This window comes from Amycolatopsis echigonensis, assembly GCF_014174495.1.
GTDB classification, from domain to species: Bacteria; Actinomycetota; Actinomycetes; order Mycobacteriales; family Pseudonocardiaceae; genus Amycolatopsis; species Amycolatopsis echigonensis.
On record NZ_JACJHR010000049.1, the window covers coordinates 25,650 to 52,085 of the forward strand.

Sequence of the window (26,436 nt, forward strand, 5' to 3'; positions counted from 1 at the left end):
CCGAGAGGAGTAACCGACACCACAGCCGGAGAAAACACCGGAAAGGTAAGCGTGCGGTTAATTGATCTTGCTTCTGCGGCGCGCGTCGAGCGACCACGACCGCCCAGGTCAGCACGGGGAACACCGGTCGCGCAAAGACTTCCGGGCAGACCTGAAAATTGTTCGCCAATGCGGGAAAACGAGGGAGAATAGAAGGCGGCCCTCGCCAGGGGGGAGGGACGAGGGCCGCCAGGGGTTCAGCCCCGGGGGGTCGGACTGAACCGGCCCGGTTCACGACCGGGTCTGCTCACTGTAACTCCATTAGCTAAGAGTTGGCTGTGTGAGTGACACATACGATTCGATAACGGCACTCGAGACCGCGAGCGAGGCGATGTCATCGATTTTCCGGCCGTCGCCACGACCGGTGTGCTGCCAACAACGGCGCGCGGTACGCCTATCCTGATCACGTGGCCGAACCCCGCAGCGAAGAAGCACCCCGGCGCGTAGCCGCCTTCTTCGATCTCGACAAGACGATCATCGCGTCGTCCAGCGCGCTCGCGTTCAGCAAGCCGTTGCTGCGCGAGGGACTGATCAACCGTCGCGCGGCGCTGCGAAGTGCTTACGCGCAACTGGTTTTCTCTCTCGCCGGCGCGGACGCGGACAAGACCGAGCGGATGCGCGCCGAGGTTTCCGCGTTGTGCGCGGGCTGGGATGTGGCGCAGGTTTCGGCGATCGTGCGCGAAACCTTGCACGACGTGGTCGATCCGCTCGTGTACGTCGAAGCGACCGACCTCATCGCACAGCACCTCGCCGACGGACACGACGTGATCGTGCTGTCCGCGACCGGCGAGGAGGTCGCCGCGCCGGTCGCCGAGATGCTCGGCGCGACCCGCTGCGTCGCCACTCGCATGGAGATCGTCGACGGCCGCTACTCCGGCGAGGTCGATTTCTATTGCTACGGCGAGAACAAGGCCGTCGCCGCGAAGCAGCAAGCCGCCACGCACGGCTACGACCTCGCGGACTGCTTCGCCTACACCGATTCCAGCACCGACATCCCCCTGCTGGAGGTGGTGGGTCACCCGCACGCGGTGAACCCGGACAAACTGCTGCGCCGCACCGCGGAGGAACACGGCTGGCCGGTCCTCACGTTCGAGCGGCCGATGTCCTTGCGCACCCGGATCCCGGCGAAGTCGGCGGGGATGGTCGCGCTCGGCGTGGGCGCGGTCGCGGCGGGCGCTACCTGGTACAGCCTCAGCCGTCGCCGCCGGTCTCGCGGCACCGAAAACTGAGCACCCGCGTGGCGGTACCCATCCTCCGGTTTCCGCAGCTAGGCCCGTTGCTGAGGGTGTTGTCGTCACCGGATCGAGCCTCTGTACCGGTGCACCCGTACGCGCACTTGAAGTGACCGGGCTCACGGCGTAGAAAGTAGGTGCGGACGTTGATTCGGCCAGGACAGAGGTAGAAGAGAAGCCTCTGTCACCCCGGGCAACCTCCGTGCGCGGACTCCGGGTACCCACGCGCAGCACGCCGCGGGAGGCTCGTCGTCTAGGGACTGCGTACCGGGACGCCGGACGCCGAGTCCATGAAGGTACGACCAGAGTTGCACGCTTGGTCGCCCGAGATGTCCGCGCTGACTGGCGGTGCCCGTTGGCCCCTGGCTTACGGGTGCCGCCAGTGTTATGTCCGCACCCACGCGCAGCGGACCGAGCCGGTCTCGAAGAAATCCGCGCGCACCCGGACCCCGTCCTCCCAGGTGAACCCTCTCGTTCCTGCGCTCGGCCGATGGACAACCCCGTGTCGCGGTGAGTAGCTTCCCGATACCGGTGCTGCCCGGTGGACGCTTCACGACTCGCGTCCGCACCCGCGGCGGCACGCGACACTGGGAGGCAATTCGTGACGAACCGACTCGCGCGCACGCGGAGGATGCAGGTGTTCGCCGTTCCCCTTGCGGGGGTGCTCGCCGTCGGGGGGTTGAGTTCCTCGGCGTTCGCCGCGCCGAAACCGCCGCAGCAGACACCGCAGCAGGCGACCGCCCAGCTCGACGCCGCGGCCACGCGGGCGCTGCGCGGCATGAGCCTCGAAGAAAAAGTGGGGCAGCTGTTCGTCACGTGGGTGAACGGCAAGTCCGCGGACGAGGTCAACCCGAAGAACCAAACCGACTTCGGCGTCGACACTCCCGCGCAGGCCGTGCAGAAGTACCACCTCGGCGGCGTCATCTACTTCAACAACACCAGCCGCGACAACTTCGACGACCCGGCCCAGGTCGCGAAGCTGTCCAACGGCCTGCAGCGCGCGGCGATCTCGAGCGGCGCGCACATCCCGCTGCAGATCGGCACCGACCAGGAGGGCGGCACGGTCACGCGGATGGGCGCGCCGGCCACCGAGTTCCCCAACTCGATGGCGATCGCCGCAGGCCGCGATACCGGCGACGCGACCAAGGCCGCCACGATCCTGGGCCACGAGCTGCGCGCGGTCGGCATCAACCAGGACTACGCACCGGACGCGGACGTCAACTCCAACCCGGCCAACCCGGTCATCGGCGTCCGGTCGTTCTCCGGACGGCCCGACCTGGCCAGCAGTTTCGTCACCGCGGAGGTCAAGGGCTACCAGGATTCCGGTCCGGCGAACCAGACCGTCTCGTCCACCGCGAAGCATTTCCCCGGCCACGGCGACGCGGCCACCGACAGCCACACCGGACTGCCGAAGATCAACCGCACCGAGGAACAGTGGCGGGCGATCGACGTGCCGCCGTTCAAGGCCGCGATCGCCGCCGGCATCGACTCGATCATGAGCGCGCACATCCAGTTCCCGAGCCTCGACCCGTCCGGTGAGCCGGCGACGCTGTCGAAGCCGATCATCACCGGCAAGCTGCGCGGCGAACTCGGCTACAACGGGGTCGTGATCACCGACTCGCTCGAGATGCAGGGCGTGCGGGAGCTGCACAGCGACGCGGAAATCCCGGTCCTCGCCTTGAAAGCCGGAGTGGACCAGCTGCTCATGCCGGTGCATCTGGACGTCGCGATCAACTCTGTGCTCGCCGCGGTGAAGTCCGGCGACCTGCCGATGCAGCGGATCGACCAGAGCGTGCTGCGGGTGCTGAAGCTCAAGCTGAAGCGCGGAATCCTGTACTCGCCGTTCACCAACCCGGCGCAGGTCATGAAGAAGGTCGGCACGCCGGAGCACCTGGCCACCGCGCAGGGCATCGCCGACCGGTCGGTCACCGCGATCGCCAACGACGCCGGGGTGCTGCCGCTCAAGCAGAAGCCGTCGAGCGTGCTGGTCACCGGGTGGGGCGTGACCACGACTCAAACGCTTGCCGACCGCTTCACCGCGCACGGTACGAAGGCGACCGCGCTGGCCACCGGCCAGACGCCGACCGACGCGCAGATCGCCGAAGCCGCCTCAGCCGCGAAGCAGAACGACGTCGTCGTGGTGCTGACCAACAATCTCGGCGGTTTCCCCTTGCAGGGCAAGCTTCTTCAGGCACTGATGGACACCGGCAAGCCGGTGGTGGCGGTCGCCGCGCAGATCCCGTACGACGCCGGGTACGCGAACCCGGTGCCGACCTGGCTCGCCACCTACGGCTACATCACGCCGTCGCTCGAAGCGCTGGCCAAGGTCGTGCTCGGCGAGACGAAGCCCAGCGGGAAGCTGCCGGTCGACGTCCCGGCCGGGGCGGACGTGCACACCGTCAAATACCCCTTCGGACACGGACTGACCTGGTGACTCTCAACCGCAGGAATTTCCTGGCCGTTCCGGCTCTCGCTGTCCCAGTACTGGCGAGCGGCTCAGCAGCGGCACAGGCATCCGAGCCGCAGCCGGAGCAAAACCCGCTGGAACACCGGGTACTCACCGGTGCTGAACAGCTCGCCGCGCAGGGCTGGAGTCCGCTCGCCGGACGCAAGCTAGGCGTGCTGTCCAATCCGACGGGCGTGCTCGCCAACGGCGATCACATTGTCGACTCGATGGTCGCGGCGGGCGTACGTCCCGTCGCGGCCTTCGGGCCCGAGCACGGCTTTCGCGGCAGCGCGCAAGCCGGTGGCTCCCAAGGCGACTACACCGACCCGCGCGCCGGTATCCCGGTGTATGACGCGTACGGCGCTAACCCGACGAAACTCGCTTCGCTGTTCCAGAAGGCCGGACTAGACACTGTCGTCTTCGACATCGCTGACGTCGGCGCGCGCTTCTACACCTACATCTGGTCGCTGTACACGGCGATGGTCGCTGCCGCGAAGGTCAACGCGACCTTCGTCGTTCTAGATCGGCCAAACCCCATCGGCGGACGACTGTCCGGCCCAGTGCTGGACCCGAAATTCTCGTCCGGCGTCGGGCTGAAGCCGATCGCGCAGCAGCACGGCATGACCGTCGGCGAGCTGGCGCGGTTCTTCGCCGCTGAGTTCCTTCCCGGCGAAGGCGTGAAGCTGGCGAAGCTCGAAGTCGTCCAGGTACGCGGCTGGCGACGCGACAGCTTCTTCGCCGACACCGGTCTTCGTTGGGTCCTGCCGAGCCCCAACATGCCGACGCCGGACACCGCCCTCGTGTACCCGGGCACAGGCATGTTCGAGGGCACGGTGTTCTCCGAAGGACGCGGGACAACGCGGCCGTTCGAGATCATCGGCGCGCCCGGTCTCGACTGGCGTTGGCGCGAGGAACTCGAGAAGCTCCGCCTGCCGGGCGCGGCGTTCCGCGAGATCTACTTCGTGCCCACCTTCGGCAAGTTCGTGAACGAGCCTTGCGGCGGCGTACAAGTCACCGTCACCGATCCGCGGGCCTTCGACGCGATCAGCACCACCGTCTCGATGTTCGTGACGGCGAAGCGCATCGCACCCGACAAGTTCGGCTGGCGGCCGGACCACATGATCGACAAGCTGTCCGGATCCGCGCGGCTGCGCACCATGGTCGACGCCGGCGCCGGGGTCGACGAGATCACCGGCGCGTGGCGCGCCGAACTCGCCGACTTCGCCCGCAGACGCCGCCCCTACCTGATCTATCGCTGAGGAGAGCGGCCATGCGTGCTAGGAAAGTGCTCGTCGCGACGTTGGCCGTCCTGGTCGCGGCCACGACGACCGCGGGAGCAGCCACTATCGACAACCGACACGGCGGCTTCGCCGGGCGCTTCGACCGTCCGCAGCACGGGTTCGCCCCGGCGAGCACGACGCTGCGGGACGGCAGCCCGGGCGAGGTCAACCTCGATCCACAGCCGATTCGCGACGCCGAGCAGTTCCTGAAGAGCTGGACGCAGCCGGACGCCAGCGGGCATCCGCATTTCTCCGGCGCGGTCGGCCTGCTCGCGCACGACGGCGTGATCGTGGATCGCTACGCCACCGGCGGCGCGCTCCGGTACGCCGACGCCAAGGGCACCGAACTGCCGCCGGACCAGCAGGTGCCGATGCGCGACGACACCATCTTCGACATGGCGTCGATCTCGAAGCTTTTCACCTCGATCGCCGCGCTGCAGCTGACCGAACAGGGCAAGCTGGACGTCAACGCCCCGGTCGTGCGCTATCTGCCGGAGTTCGGCGCCAACGGCAAGCAGGACGTCACCGTGCTGCAGCTACTCACGCACACCTCCGGCTTCGACGCCGACCCGTCACCGCCGCTCTGGCAGGGTTATCCGGATATCCCGTCGCGGCGGAAGGCGGTGCTCGACAGCCCGCTCAAGAACGCGCCGGGCAGCACGTATCTGTACTCCGACCTCAACATGCTGACGCTCGGCTTCCTGATCGAGAAGCTGTCCGGCAAGCCGCTGGACCAGGTGGTGCACGACCGCATCACCGCGCCGCTCGGCATGGTCGACACGGGCTACAACCCGCCCGCGTCGAAGCTCCCCCGGATCGCCGCGACCGAGTACGAGACAACCCCGCCGCGCGGACTCGTGCGCGGACAGGTGCACGACGAGAACGCCTGGTCGCTCGGCGGCGTCGCCGGGCACGCGGGCGTGTTTTCCACGGCGAGCGACATGGCTGTGCTCTCGCAGACCATCCTCAACGGCGGCAGCTACCGCGGGCACCGGATCCTGCGGCCGGACACCGTCACGAAGATGCTCACGAACTACAACCAGCGCTTCCCGGGCGACGAGCACGGGCTCGGCTTCGAGCTGGACCAGCCTTGGTACATGGGCGCGCTGGCGTCTCCGGTCAGCGCGGGCCACACCGGCTTCACCGGCACCACTCTGGTCATCGATCCCGAATCGCGGTCGTTCGCGCTGCTGCTCACCAACCGGGTGCACCCCACGCGCACCTGGGGTTCTATCAACACCGCACGCCAGGTCTGGGCAACCTCGCTCGCGAAGGCGATGGCCGTCCGGCCGGTCGAAGGCCCCGACGCTTGGTACGCGGGCCTCGGAAACAACAGCGTCGCTACGCTCAGTACCCAACCGCTTCCAGCGGGTGCGCCACTGCGCGTGTCCTTCGCCGCTTTCGTCGACACTGAGGGCCCAAGCGACCCATTGCAGCTCGAATCGAGCACCGACGGGGTTAATTGGCAACCTGTTCCGCTCCAGGCCCGTGGCCCAGGTGCACCCGACGACGAGACGACCGCACTCGGCGGACACGGGCACCGGTCCTGGTGGCGGGTGTCCGCGGAGGTGCCCGCGTCCGCCGCTACCACGCTCCGGTGGCGTTACAGCACCGACCCGAATTACACGGGACGGGGAGTCTCCCTCGATAGTGTGAAAGTCACCCAACGCGGCCAGGTCGTTCTCGATGGTGAGCGAAACCCCTCGGAACTGACCTCCGCGGGCTGGAAACTGAGCGCTCGGTAGCGGTCCGGCCGCGCGTTGCGACCTGCGCGGCCCCACTCAGTGGAACAACACTCCTTCGCTAGACACACTTAGTTGCCAAGTCGTTAGCTTGAGCTCGTTAACACGGTGGACCCGGTTGGCGACTTTCTTGACAACGATTAATCGCAAACCGAAGTCCGCAGACACGGACGGGTTGTGGTTCTGCCGAAGGATGTGGGTAGCCTTGTCGCAAATGCCAACGGTTAGTAACTTTCCGACGGCGGATGATACCGATTCCGTAGTCAGCAGCGCACCCTCTGAGCACTTCGCAGGTCAGGCGGCGGTGCGCGACGCGGATGCGAGCCCGTTGGTTCGCATCCGCTCCCTGCTGCCCGGACTCGCCCGTGCCGAGCAGCGCGTCGCGAAGGTTGTCCTGGAAGACCCGGCCGCGGTCGCGCGCCGCAGCATCACCGAGGTCGCGCTCGCCGCGAACACCTCCGAGACCACCGTTACGCGCTTCTGCAAGGCCGTCGGGGTCGGCGGCTACCCGCAGCTGCGCATCGCGCTCGCCGCGGACACGGCCCGCACTGAGGCGCGCACCTCGCGCAACCTCGGCGGCGAGATCGGCCCCGGCGACGACCTGGCGTCCGTCATCGGCAAGGTCAGCTTCGCCGACGCGCGCGCCGTCGAAGAGACCGCGGACCAGCTCGACGTCGCCTCCCTGCAGAGCGTGATCGACCTCGTCGCCGAAGCCGGCCGAGTCGACGTGTACGGCGTGGGCGCAAGCGCTTTCGTCGCCGCTGACCTGCAGCAGAAGCTGCACCGGATCGGCCGCGTCAGCTTCTCCTGGTCGGACACGCACATCATGCTGACCTCGGCCGCGGTGCTGAAGCCAGGCGACGTCGCGATCGGCGTCTCGCACACCGGCGCGACCACCGACACCGTCGAGGCGCTGCGAGTCGCGCGCGAACACGGCGCGGTGACGGTCGCGGTCACGAACTTCCCGCGTTCGCCGATCACCGAGGTCGCCGACCACGTGCTCACCACGGCGGCCCGCGAAACCACGTTCCGGTCCGGCGCGACGGCAAGCCGGATCGCCCAGCTGACCGTGATCGACTGCCTCTTCATCGGCGTCGCGCAGCGCCACATGGAGGCGTCGGTCAGCGCGTTGGACGCCACGAGGGACGCGGTCGGCTCGCACCGGCTCGGGGTCAGACCCGACGGTCGTCGTCGTCCGCGGGAAACCGGCAAGTGAACCCAGAAGCGAGGATCTGATGTCCGTCCCCTGCCAGACGGTGCACGTCGATTCGCCCACCGAACAACGAAACCCGCGCACGGTGGACATCGATCTGATGTCCACCATGGGGATCCTCGGCGCGATCAACGCCGAGGACCGCCGGGTGCCGGACGCGGTGGCCGCGGTGCTGCCGCAGCTGGCCCGCGCGGTCGACTACGCCGTCGAGGCGCTGCGCGGCGGGGGGCGCGTGCACTACGTCGGCGCGGGCACCTCAGGCCGCCTGGCGACGCTCGACGCGGCCGAGCTGGTGCCGACCTTCAACGTGCCCGGCGACTGGTTCATCGCCCACCACGCGGGCGGCGAGAAGGCGCTGCGGCAGGCCGTCGAGAACGCCGAGGACGACGCGGACGCCGGTGCGGCGGAAATCGCGCATTCGGTGCAGCCGGGCGACTTCGTGCTCGGTCTCGCCGCCTCCGGGCGCACGCCGTACGTGCTCGGCGCGCTCGTCGAGGCCAGCCGGATCGGTGCGCACACCGGTCTCGTCTCGGCGAACCCGCGCGCCGCGAAACCGGCCGGCGTGGACGTGCTGATCGCCGTCGCCACCGGTCCCGAGGCCATCGCGGGCTCGACCCGGATGAAGGCCGGCACGGCGCAGAAACTCATCCTCACCGCGTTCTCCAGCGCGACGATGATCAAGCTGGGCAAGACGTACTCGAACCTGATGGTCAGCATGCGCGCGACGAACGCGAAGCTGCGCGGCCGCACCATCCGGATCCTGCAGGAAGCCACCGGCATGGCGATGGCCGACTGCTCCGACGCGCTCACCGAAGCCGGCGGCGACCTCAAGGTGGCGCTCGTGCACCTGCTGTCCGGCAGCGACGTCACCAGCTCCGCCGAGGCGCTGTCCGCGGCTGGCGGGCACGTGCGCAAGGCGCTCGACTCGCTGCACCTGCGCGCTGGCTGAGCTGTACCGGATTGTCCGTGAAGGGCTCCTTGAAGGAATCTGATTCCTTCAAGGAGCCCTTCACGGCTTTTCGCCGCCGCCCCGGCAGTGCCCCCAGTACCCCCGGGTACGCCTCAGAACGAACCGACCGGCTGACGGATCGCGGCGTTGAGCCGGTTCCACACGTTGATCCCGGCGATGGACAGCAGCAGCGACGAAAGCTCCTTCTCGTCGTAGATGTCCGCGGCGGCGTCCCAGACCTCGTCCGGGACCGGGTCCGATCGGTCGGCCAGCCGGGTCACATGTTCGGCCAGGTCGAGCGCGGCGCGCTCGGCGTCGGTGAAGTACGGCGATTCGCGCCACGCACCGACGGCCCAGATCCGCTCGTCCTTCTCGCCGGCCTCCTTCATCTCCCGCGAGTGCATGTCGACGCACACGCTGCAGCCGTTGATCTGGCTCACCCGCACGTGGATCAGGTGGTGCGTGGTCGCGGGCACGGTGCTGTCGTTGGCGGCCTTGCTCAGCGCCATCAGTGCCTTCATCGCGTCCGGCTGCACCTGGATCGGGTGGGTCATCCGAGCCTGCATGGCGATCTCCTCCTGTCACGTCCGCCGCGTTCGGCGGGTCTTGCCGGTATGACCCGGGCCGAGGAGAAGATGTGACAGTGCGGGACGAAAAACAGGACGAGAATTTCTGGGCGGCTCAGTTCGAGGAGCATCGGCCCAGGTTGCGGGCGGTGGCGTACCGGATGCTCGGTTCGTTCGCCGAGGCCGACGACGCGATCCAGGAGACCTGGCTGCGGGTGACGCGATCGTCGGGCGAGGAGATCCGCAACACCGGCAGCTGGCTGACGACGATCGTGTCGCGGCAATGCCTCAACATGCTGCGCTCGCGCGCGACCCGCCGCGAGGACCCGCTGGACGTCCGGGTGCCGGACCCGGTCGTGGAGACCGGGGACGGCGTCGATCCGGCGGAGCAGGAGGTCCTCGCGGACTCGGTGGGGCTCGCGCTGCTGGTGGTGCTGGAGGCGCTCGACCCGGCGGAACGGCTCGCATTCGTCCTGCACGACATGTTCGCCGTGCCGTTCGACGAGATCGCGACGATGCTCGACAAGAACACCGCCGCGGTACGGCAGCTGGCGAGCCGGGCGCGCCGCCGCGTGCAGGGCGTGACGCCGGCCGGTCCGGCGGATCGAACCCAGCAGCGCAAGATCGCGGACGCCTGGCTCACCGCCGCCCGGGGCGGCAACTTCGAGGGGCTCGTCGCGCTCTTGCACCCGGACGCTTTGCTGCGCGTCGACACCGGCGGGCCCGGCTCGAAGGTCGTGCGCGGCGCGGCGGAGGTCGCGGGCAACGCGTCGCAGTTCCGCCCGGTCGGCCTGGTTTCGGAGTACGCGACCGTCAACGGCGGGCCGGGCATCATCGCCCGGCGCGACGGGAAGGCGGTTTCGGTGCTGTCGTTCACCGTGGCCGACGGGTTGATCACGGAGATCAACATCCTCGCCGACGCCGATCGGGTCGCCGCGCTGAACTTCTGAGGTCAGCCGAGCCGGTCCAGGGCAGCTACCGCTTCGGCGGGCAGCTGCACCTGGCCGGCGGCGAGGTTCTCGGCGAGGTGCGCCGGAGTCGCCGTGCCCGCGATCAGCAGCGTGCCCTCGTAGCGCTGCAACAGCCAGGCCAGCGCGAGCTGCGCCGGGGTACAGCCGAGTTCGGCCGCGATGCCAGTCACGACCGGATTCCCGGTCACGTCCTGGCCCAGTTCGAAAGCGGAGCCCAGCGGGAAATACGGCACCCAGGCGATTCCGTGTTCCCGGCACAGCTCCAGCACGGGTTCGGTGTCGCGAGCGAGCACGTTGTAGGAGTTCTGCACGCAGACGATCCCGACTCCGAGCGCGTGCCGGAGCTGGTCGGCGGACACGTTGCTGAGCCCGAGCGAGCCGATCTTTCCGGCGTCGCGCAGGGAAATCAGCTCGGCGAGCTGGTCGTCGATGTCGACGCGCTGGTCGCCTTCCGCGATCAGGCCGGGTCCGGCGTCCGCGCGGCGCAGGTTGACCACGTCGAGCTGTTCGACGCCGAGTGAGGCGAGATTGGCCTCGACCTGCTCCCGAAGCTGCGCCGGCCGCTGCGCGAGCCGGAGCCCTTCCGGTGCTTCCTCGGCACCGACCTTGGTCACCACGACCAGGTCGTCCGGATAGGGCGAGAACGCTTCGCGGATCAGGTCGTTGCACCGGCCGTCGCTGTAGAACTGGGCGGTGTCCAGGTGATTCACGCCCGCGTTCGCCGCGGAGCGCAGCAGTTCTACCTGGTCAGCGCGGTCGGTGCCGGGGCGGCCGAGCTGCATCACGCCGTAGCCGATGCGCGCGACCTCGTGGCCGGCGAGCTTCGCGGTGCCGCCTGGAGCTGGGGTTGCCGTCATGAGGAAAGACTCCTGCCGTGGCATAGTAGTCGGTGATGCGGAGGTGCCTCCGTATCACCACCGTAGCCGAACCGGAGGACCCTCCGCTTTGCCGAGCCCGAAGAAACCGCGCGCGGACGCCGAACGCAACCGTCTTCGCCTGCTCGCTGCTGCCCGCAAGGCGTTCGGCGAAGGCGACGAGCCCGTCACGCTGGAGCGCGTCGCGCGCGAAGCGGGTGTCGGCATCGGCACGCTCTACCGCCACTTCCCTACCCGCGAAGCGCTCGTCGAAGCGCTGTACCGGGACGAGTTGGCACAGGTCGTCGCGAGCGCGCCGAAACTGCTCGAGACCGAGAAGCCGCTTCGCGCGCTGCGTCGATGGATGGACCGCTTCGCCGAGTACGCGAGCACGAAGCACGACATGGCTGACACGCTGCGCGCGATCATCGAGGCGGGCACGGTCGACATGACGCAGGTCCGCGCGGAGCTGACCGAGGCCGTCCAGCTGATCATGGACGCGGGCGTGGCGGACGGCACGCTCCGGGCGGACGTCCGCGCGCAAGACGTTGTCGTGACAGTGGTCGGTGCCTGCAGCATGCGGACGCTGCCGGACGGACCGGAACAACTGGGCCGGATGCTCGACCTGGTCCACGCCGGAGTCCGTCAACCGCCGAGCTGATGCACCCGCAGCGCGAGCTGGATCTCCAAGGAGCGTTCGGGTTCGCGCCAATCCTCGCCCAGCAATGCCGCGAGGCGCTCCATCCGCTGCGCGACCGTGTTGACGTGGACGTGCAGGGCTTCCTTTGCCCGCGCCAAATTCCCGCCTGCCGCGTAGTACGCGCGCAGCGTGCCGATGAGGTCGGTGCCGCGGCGGGCGTCGTAGTCGAGGACCGGGCCGAGCGTCGCCCGGACGTAGCCGGACAGATCGGAATGCCTGCCGAGCAGGACGCCGAGAAACCCGAGGTCGGCCATCGCCGCGCCGTCGCCTTCGCGACCGAGGGCCAGCAGAGTGTTAACGCACCGAACAGCTTCCGTGTACGCCTGCGCCAACGCTTCCGGCCCACTCGCCGGGCCAGCCGCGCCGACAGTCACCGGACAATCCACAACGGACTTAAGCTCCGCGGCGATCCGTGCTGCGACAGGCTGATCCGGCGCGAGGGCGACCACTTGCTCCGCATGGACTGCGACCAAATCACCGTACCGCGCGCAGGCCGCGGCGAGCCCACGTCGCGAAATGCCGGACGCGTGCGCAACCAAAACCACGTGCGGTGCCGACAAATCGACACCCAACCGACGCGCCCGCGCGACCAATGCGCCGGGGTTGCGGGTCGGCGCGGTGAGCAGGTCGGTCAGCAACTCGCCACGCACCTGGTCCTCGGCTTGTGCCACGGAACGGCGCAGCAGCAACAGCAATGCCGTGACGACAGCCGCTCGCTCGAACAGCCGACGGTCGTCTCCCGCCAGCTCCGGTCGTCCGGACAGTGTCAGACTGCCGAGCAATTCACGGCCCGCCCGCACCGCGCAGACCCATACGTCCTTTGTAGACACTGCCCGGCCGTTGGCGTGTGACGAAGCCACCGCGGCAGCGTCGAAAGCCATTTCGGCACCCGCCAGCAGCCCGCCTTCCTCGTCGTGCACGGCGATTGAGCCGCGCAACACCCCGGCCACTTCCGCGGCCACCGCGGGCAAATCCGCACCGCCGAGCACGAGATCCATCAAGCGGTCGTGCGCTTCGTCTGCCCGGCGCATCGTCGCGTTGGCCGCATTCAGTTCCGCAGCCGCCGAACGCGTCTCTTCCAGGAGATGCGCCGTGTCCAACGCGATCGCGGCGTGCGCGGCCAGCGACGAAAGCAGCGCGACCTCCGCCGTCGAGAACGTCCGCGACGACCGGTCGGACGCGTACAGCACGCCCAGCACCTTGCCGCCGATCGCCAACGGCACGCCGAGGATCGCCTTCAACCCTTCCTCGCGGACGCCCGCGTCGATCGGCTTCGTGTGCCGGAACCGCTCGTCCTCGAAGTAGTCCGCGGTCGCGTAGGGACGCGCGGTCTGCGCCACGAGCCCGCCGAGGCCCTCGCCCATCCCGAGCACAATCTGTTGGAACAGCGCGGAAACCGACCCGTCGGTGACGCGGATGTACGTCTGGCCGTTCGCCTCGTCGTTGAGGCTGAGGTACGAAACGTCCACGCCCAGCAGCGTCCGCGCACGCCGGACGATCGACCGCAGCACCGCGTCCGGATCGCGCAGCCGGGCGAGGTCGCTCGCGGTGTCGAACAACGCGGTCAGCTCGGCTTCCCGCCGCCGGTGCTCGCTGAGCGTCTCGCGGATCCGCAGCGCCAGCTCGGTCGCCGAACCGATCGCGGCCGCCTGTTCCGCGGACAGTCCCCGGGCCGCGACGTGCGCCAGCTGCTCGCTGCTCGCTCCGGCGGCGAGCAGTTCGAGCAGCCGGCGATACGCCTCAGCGGTGGGATCCACACCCGTCATGCTGTCATTGAAGCCTGCCGTTCGGCCGCCGTCTCGTGCAGCGACGCGCCGCGCGTCTCCCGCGCACCGAGCAGCGCGACCAGCGACAACAGGCACATCGCGACCACGTAGACCGAAACCGGCACCGTGGAGTGGTACGCCTCGAAGAGCGCTACCGCGATCAACGGCGCGATCGCACCGGCCGCGATGGACGACAGCTGGCCGCCGACCGAAAGTCCCGTGTAGCGCACCCGCGTCGGGAATTGCTCCGCGAAGAACGCCGCCTGCGGCCCGTACATCGCACCGTGCACGACGAGCCCGATCACCGCCGCGCCGATCACCGAACCCGTCGTGCGCAGGTCGAGCAGCCAGAAGAACCCGAACGACCACGCGGCCATCCCGACCACGCCGAACAGGTACACCGGCTTCCGGCCGATCTTGTCGGACAGCAGTCCCCACAAGGGAATCGTCACGAAGTGCACCGCCGACGCGACGAGCACCGCGGTCAGCCCGGTCGCCTTCGGCAGACCGAGACCGCTGGTCACGTACACGAGAATGAACGCGGTGATCACGTAGTAGGACACGTTCTCCGCGATGCGCGCGCCGAACGTCACCGCCAGCGCGCGGAAGTGTCCGCGGAAGACGTCGACGATCGGCGCCTGCTCACGCTCGTCCGCGGCCGCCTTCGCCGCGATGAACACCGGCGATTCCGAAACTGCCAGCCGAATCCACAGGCCGAGCACGACCAGCACGCCGGACAGCAGGAACGGGATCCGCCAGCCCCAAGCCTGGAAAGTCGCGTCCGACTGCGCCGACGCCAGGATCGTGAGCACCGCCGTGGCCAGCAGGTTTCCGGCCGGAACACCGGTCTGCGGCCAGGACGCCCAGAACCCGCGCCGGCGGTCGTCGCCGTGCTCGGACACCAGCAGCACCGCGCCGCCCCACTCGCCGCCGAGGGCGAAGCCCTGGATCAGCCGCAGCAGCGTCAGCAGGATCGGCGCGAGCGCGCCGACCGCGCTGTACGTGGGCAGCAATCCCATCGCGAACGTCGAGCCGCCCATCATCAACAGGCTCACGACCAGCAGTTTCTTGCGCCCGATCCGGTCGCCGAAGTGGCCGAACACGAGTCCGCCGATCGGCCGGGCGAGGAACCCGACCGCGTAGGTGAGCAACGCCAGCAGGGTGCCGGTGAGCGGGTCGGCGGTCGGGAAGAACAGCTTGTTGAAGACCAGCGCGGCGGCCGACGTGTAAAGGAAGAAGTCGTACCACTCGATGGTGGTTCCGATCAGCCCGGCGCCGACGACGCGCAGCAGCTTTTTGTCCATAATGGACTCCACTCCGTTGTGGGGAAAGGGGATTTCAGCCAGCGGTCCAGCCGCCGTCAACGGGAAGCGACGCACCGGTGACGTGCCCGGCGGACTCGCCGCACAGCCACACCACGAGATCGGCGACGTCCTCGGGTTCGATCAGCCGCTTGATCGCGGCCCGGCGCAGCAAAACCTGTTCCAGAACTTCTTCCGGCGGCACACCGTGTTCGGCCGCCTGCGCTTCGAGCTGACCGGTGACGAGCGGCGTACGGACGTAGCCGGGATTCACGCAATTGCTCGTGACCCCGTGCTCGGCGCCTTCGAGAGCGGCCACTTTGGACAGTCCCTCGAGCGCGTGTTTCGCCGTGACGTAAGCAGCTTTGTACGGACTCGCCCGCACGCCGTGCACGCTCGACATGTTCACGATCCGTCCCCAGCCGCGCGCGTACATCGCGGGCAGGCACCGGCGGATCAACAGGAACGGCGCGGTCACCATCAACGACTGGATGAAGGCGAATCGCTCCGGCGGGAATTCCGGCAGCGGCGCGACGTGCTGCACGCCCGCGTTGTTGACGAGCACGTCGACGTCCGCGGGCAGTGTCTCCAGCGCCGCCGGGTCGGTCAGGTCCACGACGTGCGCCTGCCCGCCGACCTCCGCAGCCGCCGCCTCCGCCCCGGCGACGTCCGCCACGTGCACCTTGGCCCCAGCCGCGCCGAACGCCCGCACGCAGGCCAGCCCGATGCCGCTGCCGCCGCCGGTCACCAGCGCGGTGCGCCCGGCGAGGGAACTGTCACTGGTCATGGCCGGAAACAGTAAGTCGCTCCGACCAGGGCGACCATGGCTCAATCCACTACAGAATGCCGTCCGGTGATGTGGTCAGGCCACATCTGTCAGCCAGCGGCCGACGAGATGCTCCGCGCCTCGCTCGCCCCGGTTTCGAAGGCCTCGCAGCAGAAGAGCAGCCACTCGCGCACGCCGTCTGCCGTCCCGCCGGCAAACCCCTGCGCCAGCTCGACATACCGCGGAACCCGGCGGAAGTAGGCAACCTCCGGCACCGTCAAGGCCTTCGGATCAAGCCCGGTCGCGATCATCGACAGCCGGGCCGCCGCCCGGGCGACCACCCCGTCCGCGGAACCAAACGGGGCGAGCGCCAGCAGTTCGCCGTGCACCACCGCGGTCAGCACCGGCCCCGGCACCGAAGTCGCACCGGTGACGAGCTGGGCCAGCAACTCCAGCCGCTCCCCGCCGCGCCGCGGACGGCCGAGCTGATCCGGATCGGACACGACGTCCGACGCGGCCAGCAAATGCAGCCGGGCCAACGCCTGCAACGGAGCCCGCCGCCACGTCGGCAGCAACGACTCCAGCTTCTCCGCGACCCGCAGCGCGCCGGCGAGCAGCGGATCCGTCACCGAGCCGTCTTCCGGCAACTCGGGATTAGCCCCGTCGATCCCCGCCGAAGCCCGTGCCGCGCGGACCGAAGCCTCAGCCGCGGTCTCCGCCCCGCCACGCAGATTCGCGGGCAGCCGGTGCACGGCGAAAACGGCATCCTGCGCGGCCTTGGCAGCCGCGGCGACGCCGTCCAGCTCCAGCAACGGCTTCAGCGGATCGCTCATGCCGTCGCCTCCACAAGGAGTTGCACGCCGGTCGACCGGGAGGCGACGGCATGAATATCGATGATTCGCTCGCGAGCAGCGCTCATGCTTCAAGCACCTGCCCAGCACGCTCCACGACGGGCGGCAGAACCGACCACGGGAAGTTGATCCACCGGTCGGTCCGCTTCCACACGTACTCGCACTTGACCGTCGAAGCGGGCTTCTCGTAAACCACCGCACAACGCACGTCCGCGACGTGGTCGGCACAGAAGTCGCGGACCAGCTTGAGCGTCGCCCCGGTGTCCGCGACGTCGTCGGCGACCAGCACCTTCTTGTGTGTGAGATCAACCACGTTGGGCACCGGCGGCAGCATGACCGGAAGGTCCAGCCGCTGGTCGACGCCGGTGTAGAACTCGACGTTCATCACGTGCAGGTTCTTCACGTCGAGCGCGTACCCGAGCGCGCCGGCGACGAACAGCCCGCCGCGCGCGATGGAAAGGATGAGGTCGGGCATGAACCCGTCCGCGGCCACCTCCCGCGCCAGCTCCCGGCTCGCCGAACCGAACAACTCCCAGGTGAGGTTTTCTCGCTCCTCGGCCATGCGCGCTCTCTTTCTCGGGTGGTCCGCCGAGCATAAGCGGCCGGAAAGTGGACTGCCGAAAGGACCAGGAAATGGCACTTCGGGACAGCCACATGCGGCCGTAGCGTGAGTCCGTGACCTGGAGCGAGCACCCCATTCTGTCCGGCCGCCACGTCCGGCTCGAACCGCTGTCCCTCGACCACGCCCCCGGACTGCTCGAGGCGGGAGCCGACCCGGGCATCTGGGCCTGGCTGAGCGTCCGGCAGCCCGCCGACCTCGGCGAAGCCGAGACGATGGTGAAGAACGCGCTCGCCGACCCGGACCGCCGCCCGTGGGCGCAGATCGACCTCGCGTCCGGCCGCGTCGCCGGAACCACTTCTTATTACCAGGTAGTAGCGAAACACCGGATCCTCTCGATCGGGCACACCTGGATCGGGGCCGAATTCCAGCGCACCGCGCTCAACACCGAGGCCAAATTCCTCCTGCTGCGCAATGCCTTCGAGGACTGGGGAGCCCAGCGCGTCGCGTGGGAAACCGACAACCGCAACCTCCGCTCGCAACGCGCCATCGAACGGCTTGGCGCGCTGCGCGAAGGGGTGCTGCGGGCGCACCGGATCCGTCCGGACGGCACGACCCGCGACACGGTGCTCTACTCGATGACGGACGCCGAGTGGCCGGGCGCCCGTGCCCGGCTGCTCGCCCGCCTCGGCTGAGCCTCGCCGCGGATCGCTTCGAGCCGTACGCGCAACGTGGCTGCAACCTTGTCGTAGGCGGACTAACGTCGCTAGCGTTCCCTGAGCCGCGGGTTCGCACTACAGGAGGCTTTGCACCATGACCGAGCAGTCCCCAGCGTTGGACAACCTGCTCACGGAGAGCCGCACGTTTCCTCCCAGCGACGAGTTCGCTGGTCAGGCGAACGCGAAGGCCGATTTGTATGCGACGGCGGACGCTGACCGGGAGCAGTTCTGGGCAGGCCAGGCGGAGCGGCTGTCGTGGGACACGAAGTGGTCCCAGGTATTGGACTGGACCAATGCTCCGTTCGCGAAGTGGTTCGTGGGCGGGAAACTGAACGTCGCGTACAACTGCGTGGACCGGCACGTCGAGTCGGGCCACGGGGACCAGGTCGCGATCCACTGGGTCGGCGAGCCGGGCGACACGCGCGACATCACCTACGCGCAACTGAAGGACGAGGTCTCGAAGGCCGCGAACGCGCTGTCGTCGCTCGGCGTCGTGGCCGGGGACGTCGTCGCGATCCAGCTGCAGATGGTGCCCGAAGCGATTTTCGCGATGCTGGCGTGCGCGCGGATCGGCGCCCTGCACAGCGTGGTGTTCGGCGGCTTCTCGCCGACGGCGCTGCGCGCGCGGGTGGACGACGCGTCGGCGAAGATCGTGATCACGTCGGACGGCCAGTACCGCCGCGGCAAGGCGGCGCCGATGAAGGCGAACGTCGACGAAGCCTTGCAGGGCGCGGAAACCGTGCAGAAGGTCATCGTCGTCCGGCGCACCGGCAGCGACCTCGAGGGCGAGACGCCGTGGACCGAGGGCCGCGACCTGTGGTGGCACGAACTGGTCGACGGACAGTCCACTGAGCACAAGCCGGAAGCGTTCGATTCCGAGCACCCGCTGTTCATCCTGTACACCTCGGGCACCACGGGCAAGCCGAAGGGCATTCTGCACACTTCGGGCGGGTACCTGACCCAGACCGCGTACACCCACAACGTCGTGTTCGACCACAAGCCGGGCGAAGACGTCTATTGGTGCACCGCCGACATCGGCTGGATCACCGGACACTCCTACATCGTCTACGGCCCGCTGGCGAACCGCGTGACCCAGGTCGTCTACGAGGGCACGCCGAACACCCCGCACGAGGGCCGGCACTGGGAAATCATCCAGAAGTACAAAGTCTCGATCTACTACACCGCGCCGACGCTGATCCGCACCTTCATGAAGTGGGGCGACGACATCCCGGCGAAGTACGACCTGTCCTCGCTGCGGGTTCTCGGAAGCGTGGGCGAGCCGATCAACCCCGAGGCCTGGATCTGGTACCGCGACACGATCGGCGCGAGCAAGACGCCGGTCGTCGACACGTGGTGGCAGACCGAAACCGGCGCGATCATGATCTCGCCGCTGCCCGGCGTCACCGCCGCCAAACCGGGTTCCGCACAGCGCGCGCTGCCGGGCATCTCGGCGAAGGTCGTCGACGACACCGGCACCGAGGTCCCGCACGGCGGCGGCGGATACCTGGTGCTCGACAAGCCGTGGCCGTCGATGCTGCGCGGCGTGTGGGGCGACGACGAGCGCTTCCGCGAGACCTACTGGTCCCGTTTCTCCGAGCAGGGCTACTACTTCGCGGGCGACGGCGCGAAGTACGACGAGGACGGCGACATCTGGCTGCTCGGCCGCGTGGACGACGTGATGAACGTGTCCGGGCACCGGATCTCCACCACCGAGGTCGAGTCCGCGCTCGTGTCGCACCCGACAGTCGCCGAGGCCGCCGTCGTCGGCGCGACCGACCCGACCACCGGACAGGGCATCGTCGCGTTCGTGATCCTGCGCGGCAACGCGGCAGAATCAATCAAAGCAGGCGGCGGCAGTGCTGGTGAAGCTGCAGTGCAGGAGCTGCGCAACCACGTCGCGAAGGAGATCGGGCCGATCGCGAAGCCGCGCCAGATCATGGTCGTGGCCGAGCTGCCGAAGACCCGCTCCGGCAAGATCATGCGCCGGCTGCTGCGCGACGTCGCGGAGAACCGCCAGATCGGCGACGTCACCACGCTCGCCGACTCGTCGGTCATGGACCTCATCTCCTCCGGGCTGAAGTCCGGCAAGGAGGAGTAAGTTCTTCACCGTCAGGAAGGGGCTCTCCCGGCTGGGAGGGTCCCTTCCTGCATTGCTCCCCTGAAAGTGCGGACATCGAACGCATGTTCTACGATGCCCGCGTACCCAACCCAGATCCGGGCAAGGAGACGACACGAATGTCCGTGGAAGCCTTGACGCACGACGAGGACACTGCGGCCGGACCGGCGGCGGCGTCATCGCCGCAGGCCGCCGGCACCCCGGAGGCCCCGGAAGTCGCCGAGCCCACTGCTGCTGCCGAGGAAAAGGCTTCGGACTCCGCCCCGGCAGACGCCGCCAAGCCAGCGTCGGAGTCTTCGGAGTCTTCGGATTCTTCGGAGGCCCCGGCCGCGGAATCGCCGAAGCCGAAGCGCGGCCGCGCGAAGGCCGCGGCGTCGACGGCGAAGAAGACCCGCACCGTGGAGCTGACGCTGACCGTCACCGGCACGGCGGACGGCGAATGGCAGGCCGAGCTGAAGAACGGTGCCAAGTGGGTGGCGAAGGGCCTGGCAGTCCCGGCCGCGGCGGTGTCGCGTGCGGCGAAGGAACTGCACCAGGACCTGTCCGGCCCGATCGACGAGGTCATCAACGCCGCCCGCGAGGCGCAGGCCGCGAAGGTCGCGCAGCTGGAGGCCGAGCTGGAAGCCGCGAAGGCGGCGCTGGCCGAACTCGACAACTGAGCTAGCCCCGTTCGCCCGGGTCCGGCGTCCACAGTGGCGCCGGCCCCGGGCTTTCGTCGTTTCAGCCCACCGGCGGCCGTCCGGGCAGCGGGGCTTTGAACTCGATCCACCGGCTGTCGGCGATCGCTTCGACGTGGTGCCGCACGCCGCGCGGATGCACCACCACGTCACCCGGTCCGAGCTCGGACCAGACGCCGTCGACCGTGCCGCGCAGCCGCCCTTCCAGCACGTGCACGATGCTGTCGTGGTCGTGGCTGTGCTCGGCCGACGCGACGCCCGCCGGATAACGGATTTCGTACGCCAGGCCGTGTTCCGCGCGCGCCCGTTCCCGGATCAGCCCGGTGCCGCCGCGCAACGGCTGGCCCTCCACCACCGACAACGTCCGCCACTCCTGCTCCATCCCGCCAGCCTATTCGCCGGGTCAGGCAAGGCACAATTCATTGAGGATTGCCTTTCTTAACCGAATTCGTGTGACCGGGAAAATGTCGCGCGGAAACAATTTCCGTGATTCACTGAAGACGTGACCGAAACGATGGGCGACGCGGTGCACGCGCACGAACCGCACCGGGACGTCGGCGGCAAGCTGAACTGGCTGCGCGCCGGGGTTCTCGGTGCGAACGACGGGATCGTGTCCGTCGCGGGCATAGTCGTGGGCGTCGCCGGAGCCACCACGGACAGCACCGCGATCCTCACCGCCGGAATCGCCGGGCTCGTCGCGGGCGCGTTTTCCATGGCGGGCGGGGAATACGTGAGCGTGAGCACCCAGCGCGACACCGAACGCGCGCTGCTGCGGCTCGAGAAGCACGAACTGAAAACGATGCCGGAGGCCGAGGAACGCGAACTCGCGGAGATCTACGAGGACAAGGGCCTCTCGCCGGAGCTGGCGAAGCAGGTCGCGCGGGAGCTGACCGAAAAGGATCCGCTGCAGGCGCACGCGGAAGCCGAGCTCGGCATCGACCCGGACAACCTGACCAGCCCGTGGCAGGCGGCGTGGGCGTCGCTGGTGGCGTTCTCCGTCGGCGCGCTGCTGCCGCTGCTGGCGATCGCCTGGACGTCGGTCAGCGTCCGGGTCTGGGCGTGCGCGCTCGCGGTGATCGTCGGCCTCACGCTCACCGGTTTCGTGAGCGCGCGGCTCGGGAACGCGCAGGTGGGGCGCGCGATCGCGCGCAACGTCGGCGTCGGCGCCCTCACCATGCTCGTCACTTACTTCGTCGGGGTGCTTTTCGGCACCACCGTCGGCTAGTGCACCCCGCGCATCAAACGCCGGATCACCGGGATCAGCGCGAACAGCAGCAACCCGATCGCGACCGCGACGCCGCCGATGATGCTGAAGTACGGCACCTCGTCGTGCGGGTCGTAGGACTGCGCGAGCTTGCCCGACAACGCGGTGCCCAGTGACACCGACAGGAAGTTCAGCGCCACCATCTGCGTCCGGAACGCCTCCGGCGCGAGCTTCGTCGAAAGTGAAAGCCCGACCGGCGACAGCATCAGCTCGGCGATCGTGAACACGAGCAGGATGCCGGCCAGCGCGAGCAGCGGGCTGCCGTTCTGGCCGGTGTGCGCCATCGGCAGGAACAGCAGGAACGCCAAGCCCATGAGCACCGTGCCGAGCACGAACTTCATCGGCGTCGACGGCTGCTTCGGGCCGAGTTTCGTCCAGATCGCCGCGATGATCGGGGCGAGCACGATGATGAACACCGGGTTGATCGAGTTGACCCAGGACACCGGCATCGTCCAGCCGAACAGGTCGCGGTCGAGCCGCTGGTCGCTGTAGACCGAGACGACCGTCGACTGCTGCTGGTACAGCGAGAAGAACGCCGCGCTCGCGATGTACATCGGGATGAACGACAGCACCCGGCTGCGCTCGTCGGAGGTGATCTTCTTGCTGGTCAAGATCGCGAGGAAGTACACCACCGAGATCGCGACGACCACGTAGACCACGACGTCGGCGAGGTTGTCCGGGGTGACCACGCCGGACATGATCAGCGCGACGACCGCGGCGATGATCACCACGGCGACGCCGATCACGAGCGGGCGCTGCGAGGACGGCAGCGGGTTCGGCACCTCGGACGCCTTCGCGCCCAGATTCTTCCGCCCGATCGTGTACTGAATCAGCCCGAGCGCCATGCCGATCGCGGCGAGGCCGAAGCCGAAGTGGAACCCGAGGTTCTGCTGGGCGAGGCCGGTCAGCAGCGGGCCGATGAACCCGCCGAGGTTGACGCCCATGTAGAAGATCGTGAACCCGGCGTCGCGTCGCTCGTCGCCCTCGGCGTACAGCGTGCCGACCACCGAGGTCGCGTTGCCCTTGAGGCCGCCGGACCCGAGCGCGACGCACGCGAGGCCGACCCCGACGCCGGTCAGGCCGGGCAGGACCGCCAGCGCGATGTGCCCGATCATCACCACGACGGCGCTGTAGAACAGCGTGCGTTCAGAGCCGAGCAGCCGGTCGGCGATCCACGCGCCGATGACCGTGGCGAGGTAGACCGTGCCGCCGTACGCGCCGACGATGCCGAGCGCGGCGCTCTGGTCGATCCCGAGGCCGCCCTTGCTGGCCTGGTAGTAGAGGTAGATGGCGAGGATGCCCTGCATCCCGTAGAAGGAGAAGCGCTCCCACATCTCCACGCCGAAGAGGTTCGCCAACCCCCTCGGGTGCCCGAAGAATCTGGTGTCGGCCTGGGCGTCGATCGAGGTGCTCACTACTGCCTCGTCCCTGTATTCAACCTCGTTGTCGTTTTCTCCTCGCATGCTAGAAGGCGAACAAGTGAACGAAAAACCGGCGTCGGTATGGACTAGACAACTTGCCGTCGCGACGGTCTGACCTGCGGTTGCGCGCAGCCACCGGTGATGCGAGCGTCAGCGGGCAGGCGCGGATTGCCGTTCGTCACAACGGCCGGTAATCGGCGACTGCGGACGGTAAACTGGATATCGGTGTGCCGGGAAGTCTGGTCGGCGGCAAAGTCGCCGTCCCCAGAAGGAGTCGTTCGTGTCCCCAGCCCGCGCCGTCGCCGAATTCGCCCGCTTCCTCCGCACCGAAACCACCGGCGGACTGATCCTGCTCGCCGCCACCGCGGTCGCCCTGGTCTGGGCCAACTCGCCGCTCGCGCCGGCTTACGAGGCGCTCCGCGATTTCCGGCTCGGCCCGGAGTTCCTGCACCTCAACCTCACCCTTGGCGACTGGGCGAAGGACGGCCTGCTCGCGCTGTTCTTCTTCGTCGCCGGGCTCGAACTCAAACGCGAACTGGTGGTCGGCGAGCTGTCCCGGTGGCGGCAGGCGGTGCTGCCGGTGATCGCCGCGATCGGCGGCATGGTCGTGCCCGCGGTGCTCGCGCTCTCGATCGCCTGGGGAACTCCGGAGGTCGACAGCGCGTGGGCGATCCCGGTGGCCACGGACATCGCGTTCGCCCTCGGCGTGCTCGCGCTGACCGCCTCGAACCTGCCCAGCAGCGCGCGGGTGTTCCTGCTTTCCCTTGCCGTGGTGGACGACCTGGGCGCGATTCTCGTCATCGCGATCCTCTTCACCAGCATTTTCAACCTGATCGCGGCGGCGGTCGCGGCGGTCGCGCTCGGGCTTTACGCCTTCCTGCAGCACAAACGCGTCCGCACGCCCTGGCTGTACGTGCCGCTCGCGCTGATCACCTGGGTCGCGGTGCACTCGGCGGGCATCCACGCGACGATCGCCGGCGTCGCGCTCGGGCTGCTTACTCGCGTCCGCGAGGACGAGGGCGAAGAAGAATCGCCCGCCGTCCGGCTCGAACACCGCCTTCAGCCGTGGTCAGCGGCGGTGGCGGTGCCGGTGTTCGCCTTGTTCGCCGCGGGGATTTCGGTGAACGGCGACGCGCTGTCGACGGTTTTCACCACCGCGCTGCCGCTGGCTGTCCTCATCGGACTGGTCGCCGGGAAGTTCGTCGGCATCTTCGGCGCGAGCCTGCTGGCGGTGAAGCTGCGCGTGGCGGAAAAGCCCAGCGGAATGAGCTGGCGAGACGTGGCGGCGCTGTCCGTGCTCGGCGGCGTCGGGTTCACCGTCAGCCTGCTGATCGCCGAACTCGCGCTGCCCGGCGAGGCGGCTGAAGTGGCCAAGGCGGCGGTCTTGATCGCGTCGGCGATCGCCTCGCTGACGGCGGCCGTGCTGCTCTTGCGGCGCAGCCGGGTACACGCGAAGGCGGCTTGATCCCGACACTCCCGCCGGTCCGTCGCGCCCGGGGAACGGCCACGTGGCACGATGACCCGGTGAGCAGCCCCAAACACGAGCGCACCAGCCCCGACGGCGTGGGGGCCGTGCCGTACCTGCCCCTGTCCAGCGACGAGGAAGCCGCGGCGAGCGAGCAGTCCATCGGCAAGCTCGTCGGCGACGCCACCCAGCACCTGTCGACGCTGGTCCGCGCCGAAATCGAGCTGGCGAAAGCCGAGCTGGCGCAGGAAGCGAAGAAGGCGCTCAAGGGGACGGTCTTCTTCCTGATCGCCCTCACCGTCTTTCTGTACAGCACCTTCTTCCTGTTCCTGCTGATCGCCGAGGGTCTGTCGGACTGGTGGGGCATCCGCTGGCCCGCGTTCGCGACGGTGTTCGGCCTGATGCTGATCACCGTGGGCGCGACCGCGTTCCTCGGCTGGCGCAAGGTGAAGAAGCTGCGCGCGCCGGAACGCACCATCAGCAGCGTCAAGGAGACGGCTGAGGCGTTCAAGCGCAAGCCCGCCGAAGACGACGACCTGCCCTCGAAGCAGGGCTGACGCCAGCCCTCGCGCGGTGGTGGAGCTGACGCCGGACCCGTCGAGCGTGCGGGTCGACGGGCCGTGGACGCATCGCGACGTCTCGGCCAACGGCATCCGCCTGCACGTCGCCGAATGCGGCGAGGGACCGTTAGTGCTGCTCCTGCACGGGTTCGCCGGGTTCTGGTGGACCTGGCGGCACCAGCTGCCCGCACTGGCCGACGCCGGTTTCCGCGCGGTGGCGGTAGATCTGCGCGGCTACGGCGACTCGGACAAACCCCCGCGCGGCTACGACGCGTGGACGCTGGCGGGCGACGTCGGCGGCCTGATCAAGGCACTGGGCGCCCGCCGGGCACATCTGGTCGGACACGCGTGGGGCGGCATGCTCGCCTGGACTGTCGCCGCGCTGCACCCCCGCCTCGTGTCATCGGTGACCGCGATCGGCGCCGCACACCCGCTCGCGTTCAAGTCCGCCGTGAAGCGCGCGAGCAGCCAGATCCGCGCCGTCGGTCACCTTTTCCGCTTCCAGGTGCCGATGGCCCCGGAGAAATGGCTGGTCCGCGACAACGCGGCGGCAGTGGAAGAACTGTTCTCCAAATGGTCCGGCGAGTCCTGGCGGTCCTCTTCGGACTTCACCGAGACGATGCCGCCGTTCCGCCAAGCGATGCTGGTCCCCGGCGTCGCACACTCCGCACTGGAGTACTACCGCTGGGCCTTCCGCGCACAATTCCGCGGCGAAGGCAGGCGCTTCACCGACGCCGTCAACGGCCGCGTCACCGCCCCGGTACTCCAACTGCACGGCGCGGACGACACCTGCATCCTCCCGGAAACCGCACTGGCGTCAGTGCACTGGGCAGACCCGCACCGCGAACCCCGCATCTGGCCCGGCATCGGCCACTTCCCCCACCTGGAAGACCCAGACCGAGTAACAAAGTCCGTTGTGGACTTCGTTCGCTAACCCGCACCGCACCGACGCACCCAACAGTCGGTGCACCCACACCAC

The 26,436-nt window shown here is 68.6% G+C and carries 24 protein-coding genes; 15 read left to right on the forward strand and 9 right to left on the reverse strand.

Annotation, left to right across the window (positions count from 1 at the left end; translation table 11 throughout):
• The first annotated feature begins 446 nt into the window (after nucleotides 1–446).
• From H5411_RS28985 to H5411_RS29010, 6 genes are all read left to right on the forward strand, one after another.
• Complete coding sequence (locus tag H5411_RS28985; protein ID WP_101437119.1) at nucleotides 447–1,268, forward strand: HAD family hydrolase; 822 nt, start codon at nucleotides 447–449, stop codon at nucleotides 1,266–1,268.
• Between the two features lie 634 nt (nucleotides 1,269–1,902).
• Entirely contained in the window at nucleotides 1,903–3,705 is a 1,803-nt protein-coding gene (locus H5411_RS28990) for a glycoside hydrolase family 3 protein (protein WP_167442203.1), read from the forward strand.
• Nucleotides 3,702–4,976 carry an exo-beta-N-acetylmuramidase NamZ family protein gene (locus H5411_RS28995; protein WP_101437118.1) on the forward strand — a complete coding sequence of 425 codons (1,275 nt, stop codon included), beginning with the start codon at nucleotides 3,702–3,704 and terminating at the stop codon, nucleotides 4,974–4,976. The genes H5411_RS28990 and H5411_RS28995 overlap by 4 nt, the downstream gene beginning before the upstream one ends.
• A gap of 11 nt (nucleotides 4,977–4,987) precedes the next feature.
• Nucleotides 4,988–6,742, forward strand: a complete 1,755-nt coding sequence (locus tag H5411_RS29000; protein WP_101437117.1) for a serine hydrolase domain-containing protein — start codon at nucleotides 4,988–4,990, stop codon at nucleotides 6,740–6,742.
• Nucleotides 6,743–7,043: 301 nt separating this feature from the next.
• Nucleotides 7,044–7,955, forward strand: a complete 912-nt coding sequence (locus H5411_RS29005; RefSeq protein WP_101437116.1) for a MurR/RpiR family transcriptional regulator — start codon at nucleotides 7,044–7,046, stop codon at nucleotides 7,953–7,955.
• A gap of 16 nt (nucleotides 7,956–7,971) precedes the next feature.
• Nucleotides 7,972–8,901: an N-acetylmuramic acid 6-phosphate etherase gene (locus tag H5411_RS29010; RefSeq protein ID WP_101437115.1), complete on the forward strand. Its 930-nt coding sequence runs from the start codon at nucleotides 7,972–7,974 to the stop codon at nucleotides 8,899–8,901.
• A gap of 113 nt (nucleotides 8,902–9,014) precedes the next feature.
• Here the strand turns inward: H5411_RS29010 and H5411_RS29015 are convergent, their stop codons facing one another.
• Entirely contained in the window at nucleotides 9,015–9,467 is a 453-nt protein-coding gene (locus tag H5411_RS29015) for a carboxymuconolactone decarboxylase family protein (protein WP_101437114.1), read from the reverse strand.
• Nucleotides 9,468–9,538: 71 nt separating this feature from the next.
• Here H5411_RS29015 and H5411_RS29020 point away from each other — a divergent pair, with 71 nt between their 5' ends.
• The gene (locus tag H5411_RS29020) at nucleotides 9,539–10,417 is read left to right on the forward strand and encodes a sigma-70 family RNA polymerase sigma factor (RefSeq protein WP_101437113.1); all 879 of its coding nucleotides are present in this window, start codon (nucleotides 9,539–9,541) and stop codon (nucleotides 10,415–10,417) included.
• A 2-nt stretch (nucleotides 10,418–10,419) separates the two neighbouring features.
• Here H5411_RS29020 and H5411_RS29025 read toward each other — a convergent pair whose 3' ends face one another.
• Nucleotides 10,420–11,295, reverse strand: coding sequence for an aldo/keto reductase (locus H5411_RS29025; protein ID WP_208637386.1), 876 nt, complete (start codon nucleotides 11,293–11,295; stop codon nucleotides 10,420–10,422).
• A gap of 88 nt (nucleotides 11,296–11,383) precedes the next feature.
• Between H5411_RS29025 and H5411_RS29030 the strand changes: the two genes are divergently transcribed.
• On the forward strand, nucleotides 11,384–11,953 hold the full coding sequence (locus H5411_RS29030; RefSeq protein ID WP_183125662.1) for a TetR/AcrR family transcriptional regulator: 570 nt from the start codon (nucleotides 11,384–11,386) through the stop codon (nucleotides 11,951–11,953).
• Here H5411_RS29030 and H5411_RS29035 read toward each other — a convergent pair.
• From H5411_RS29035 to H5411_RS29055, 5 genes are all read right to left on the reverse strand, one after another.
• Nucleotides 11,938–13,758: a helix-turn-helix domain-containing protein gene (locus H5411_RS29035; protein ID WP_183125663.1), complete on the reverse strand. Its 1,821-nt coding sequence runs from the start codon at nucleotides 13,756–13,758 to the stop codon at nucleotides 11,938–11,940. The genes H5411_RS29030 and H5411_RS29035 overlap by 16 nt on opposite strands.
• On the reverse strand, nucleotides 13,755–15,062 hold the full coding sequence (locus H5411_RS29040) for an MFS transporter (RefSeq protein ID WP_183125664.1): 1,308 nt from the start codon (nucleotides 15,060–15,062) through the stop codon (nucleotides 13,755–13,757). Before H5411_RS29040 ends, H5411_RS29035 begins: the two co-directional genes overlap by 4 nt.
• 34 nt (nucleotides 15,063–15,096) lie before the next feature.
• Nucleotides 15,097–15,846 (reverse strand): 3-hydroxybutyrate dehydrogenase, encoded by a 750-nt coding sequence (locus H5411_RS29045; protein ID WP_101437108.1) that lies wholly within the window; start codon nucleotides 15,844–15,846, stop codon nucleotides 15,097–15,099.
• Between the two features lie 89 nt (nucleotides 15,847–15,935).
• The gene (locus H5411_RS29050; protein ID WP_183125665.1) at nucleotides 15,936–16,658 is read right to left on the reverse strand and encodes a Fic family protein; all 723 of its coding nucleotides are present in this window, start codon (nucleotides 16,656–16,658) and stop codon (nucleotides 15,936–15,938) included.
• 82 nt (nucleotides 16,659–16,740) lie between these two features.
• Nucleotides 16,741–17,238 carry a phosphoribosyltransferase gene (locus tag H5411_RS29055; RefSeq protein WP_183125666.1) on the reverse strand — a complete coding sequence of 166 codons (498 nt, stop codon included), beginning with the start codon at nucleotides 17,236–17,238 and terminating at the stop codon, nucleotides 16,741–16,743.
• 113 nt (nucleotides 17,239–17,351) lie between these two features.
• Here H5411_RS29055 and H5411_RS29060 point away from each other — a divergent pair, with 113 nt between their 5' ends.
• From H5411_RS29060 to H5411_RS29070, 3 genes are all read left to right on the forward strand, one after another.
• Complete coding sequence (locus H5411_RS29060; RefSeq protein ID WP_101437105.1) at nucleotides 17,352–17,930, forward strand: GNAT family N-acetyltransferase; 579 nt, start codon at nucleotides 17,352–17,354, stop codon at nucleotides 17,928–17,930.
• Between the two features lie 118 nt (nucleotides 17,931–18,048).
• Nucleotides 18,049–20,052: an acetate--CoA ligase gene (acs, locus tag H5411_RS29065; protein ID WP_101437104.1), complete on the forward strand. Its 2,004-nt coding sequence runs from the start codon at nucleotides 18,049–18,051 to the stop codon at nucleotides 20,050–20,052.
• Nucleotides 20,053–20,189: 137 nt separating this feature from the next.
• The gene (locus H5411_RS29070) at nucleotides 20,190–20,729 is read left to right on the forward strand and encodes a DUF6319 family protein (RefSeq protein ID WP_183125667.1); all 540 of its coding nucleotides are present in this window, start codon (nucleotides 20,190–20,192) and stop codon (nucleotides 20,727–20,729) included.
• Between the two features lie 61 nt (nucleotides 20,730–20,790).
• Here H5411_RS29070 and H5411_RS29075 read toward each other — a convergent pair whose 3' ends face one another.
• Nucleotides 20,791–21,129 carry a cupin domain-containing protein gene (locus H5411_RS29075; RefSeq protein ID WP_183125668.1) on the reverse strand — a complete coding sequence of 113 codons (339 nt, stop codon included), beginning with the start codon at nucleotides 21,127–21,129 and terminating at the stop codon, nucleotides 20,791–20,793.
• A gap of 120 nt (nucleotides 21,130–21,249) precedes the next feature.
• On the opposite strand from H5411_RS29075, the gene H5411_RS29080 reads away from it, so the two are divergent.
• Nucleotides 21,250–21,972, forward strand: coding sequence for a VIT1/CCC1 transporter family protein (locus tag H5411_RS29080; protein ID WP_183125669.1), 723 nt, complete (start codon nucleotides 21,250–21,252; stop codon nucleotides 21,970–21,972).
• Here H5411_RS29080 and H5411_RS29085 read toward each other — a convergent pair.
• Entirely contained in the window at nucleotides 21,969–23,426 is a 1,458-nt protein-coding gene (locus H5411_RS29085) for a peptide MFS transporter (protein WP_312878643.1), read from the reverse strand. The genes H5411_RS29080 and H5411_RS29085 overlap by 4 nt on opposite strands.
• Before the next feature lie 286 nt (nucleotides 23,427–23,712).
• Between H5411_RS29085 and nhaA the strand changes: the two genes are divergently transcribed.
• The 3 genes from nhaA to H5411_RS29100 are packed head-to-tail and all read left to right on the forward strand — an operon-like array spanning nucleotide 23,713 to nucleotide 26,391.
• Nucleotides 23,713–24,897, forward strand: a complete 1,185-nt coding sequence (gene nhaA / locus H5411_RS29090) for a Na+/H+ antiporter NhaA (protein WP_183125671.1) — start codon at nucleotides 23,713–23,715, stop codon at nucleotides 24,895–24,897.
• Between the two features lie 59 nt (nucleotides 24,898–24,956).
• Nucleotides 24,957–25,454 carry a phage holin family protein gene (locus H5411_RS29095; RefSeq protein ID WP_101437098.1) on the forward strand — a complete coding sequence of 166 codons (498 nt, stop codon included), beginning with the start codon at nucleotides 24,957–24,959 and terminating at the stop codon, nucleotides 25,452–25,454.
• Nucleotides 25,455–25,473: 19 nt separating this feature from the next.
• Nucleotides 25,474–26,391: an alpha/beta fold hydrolase gene (locus tag H5411_RS29100; RefSeq protein ID WP_183125682.1), complete on the forward strand. Its 918-nt coding sequence runs from the start codon at nucleotides 25,474–25,476 to the stop codon at nucleotides 26,389–26,391.
• Nucleotides 26,392–26,436 lie beyond the last annotated feature (45 nt).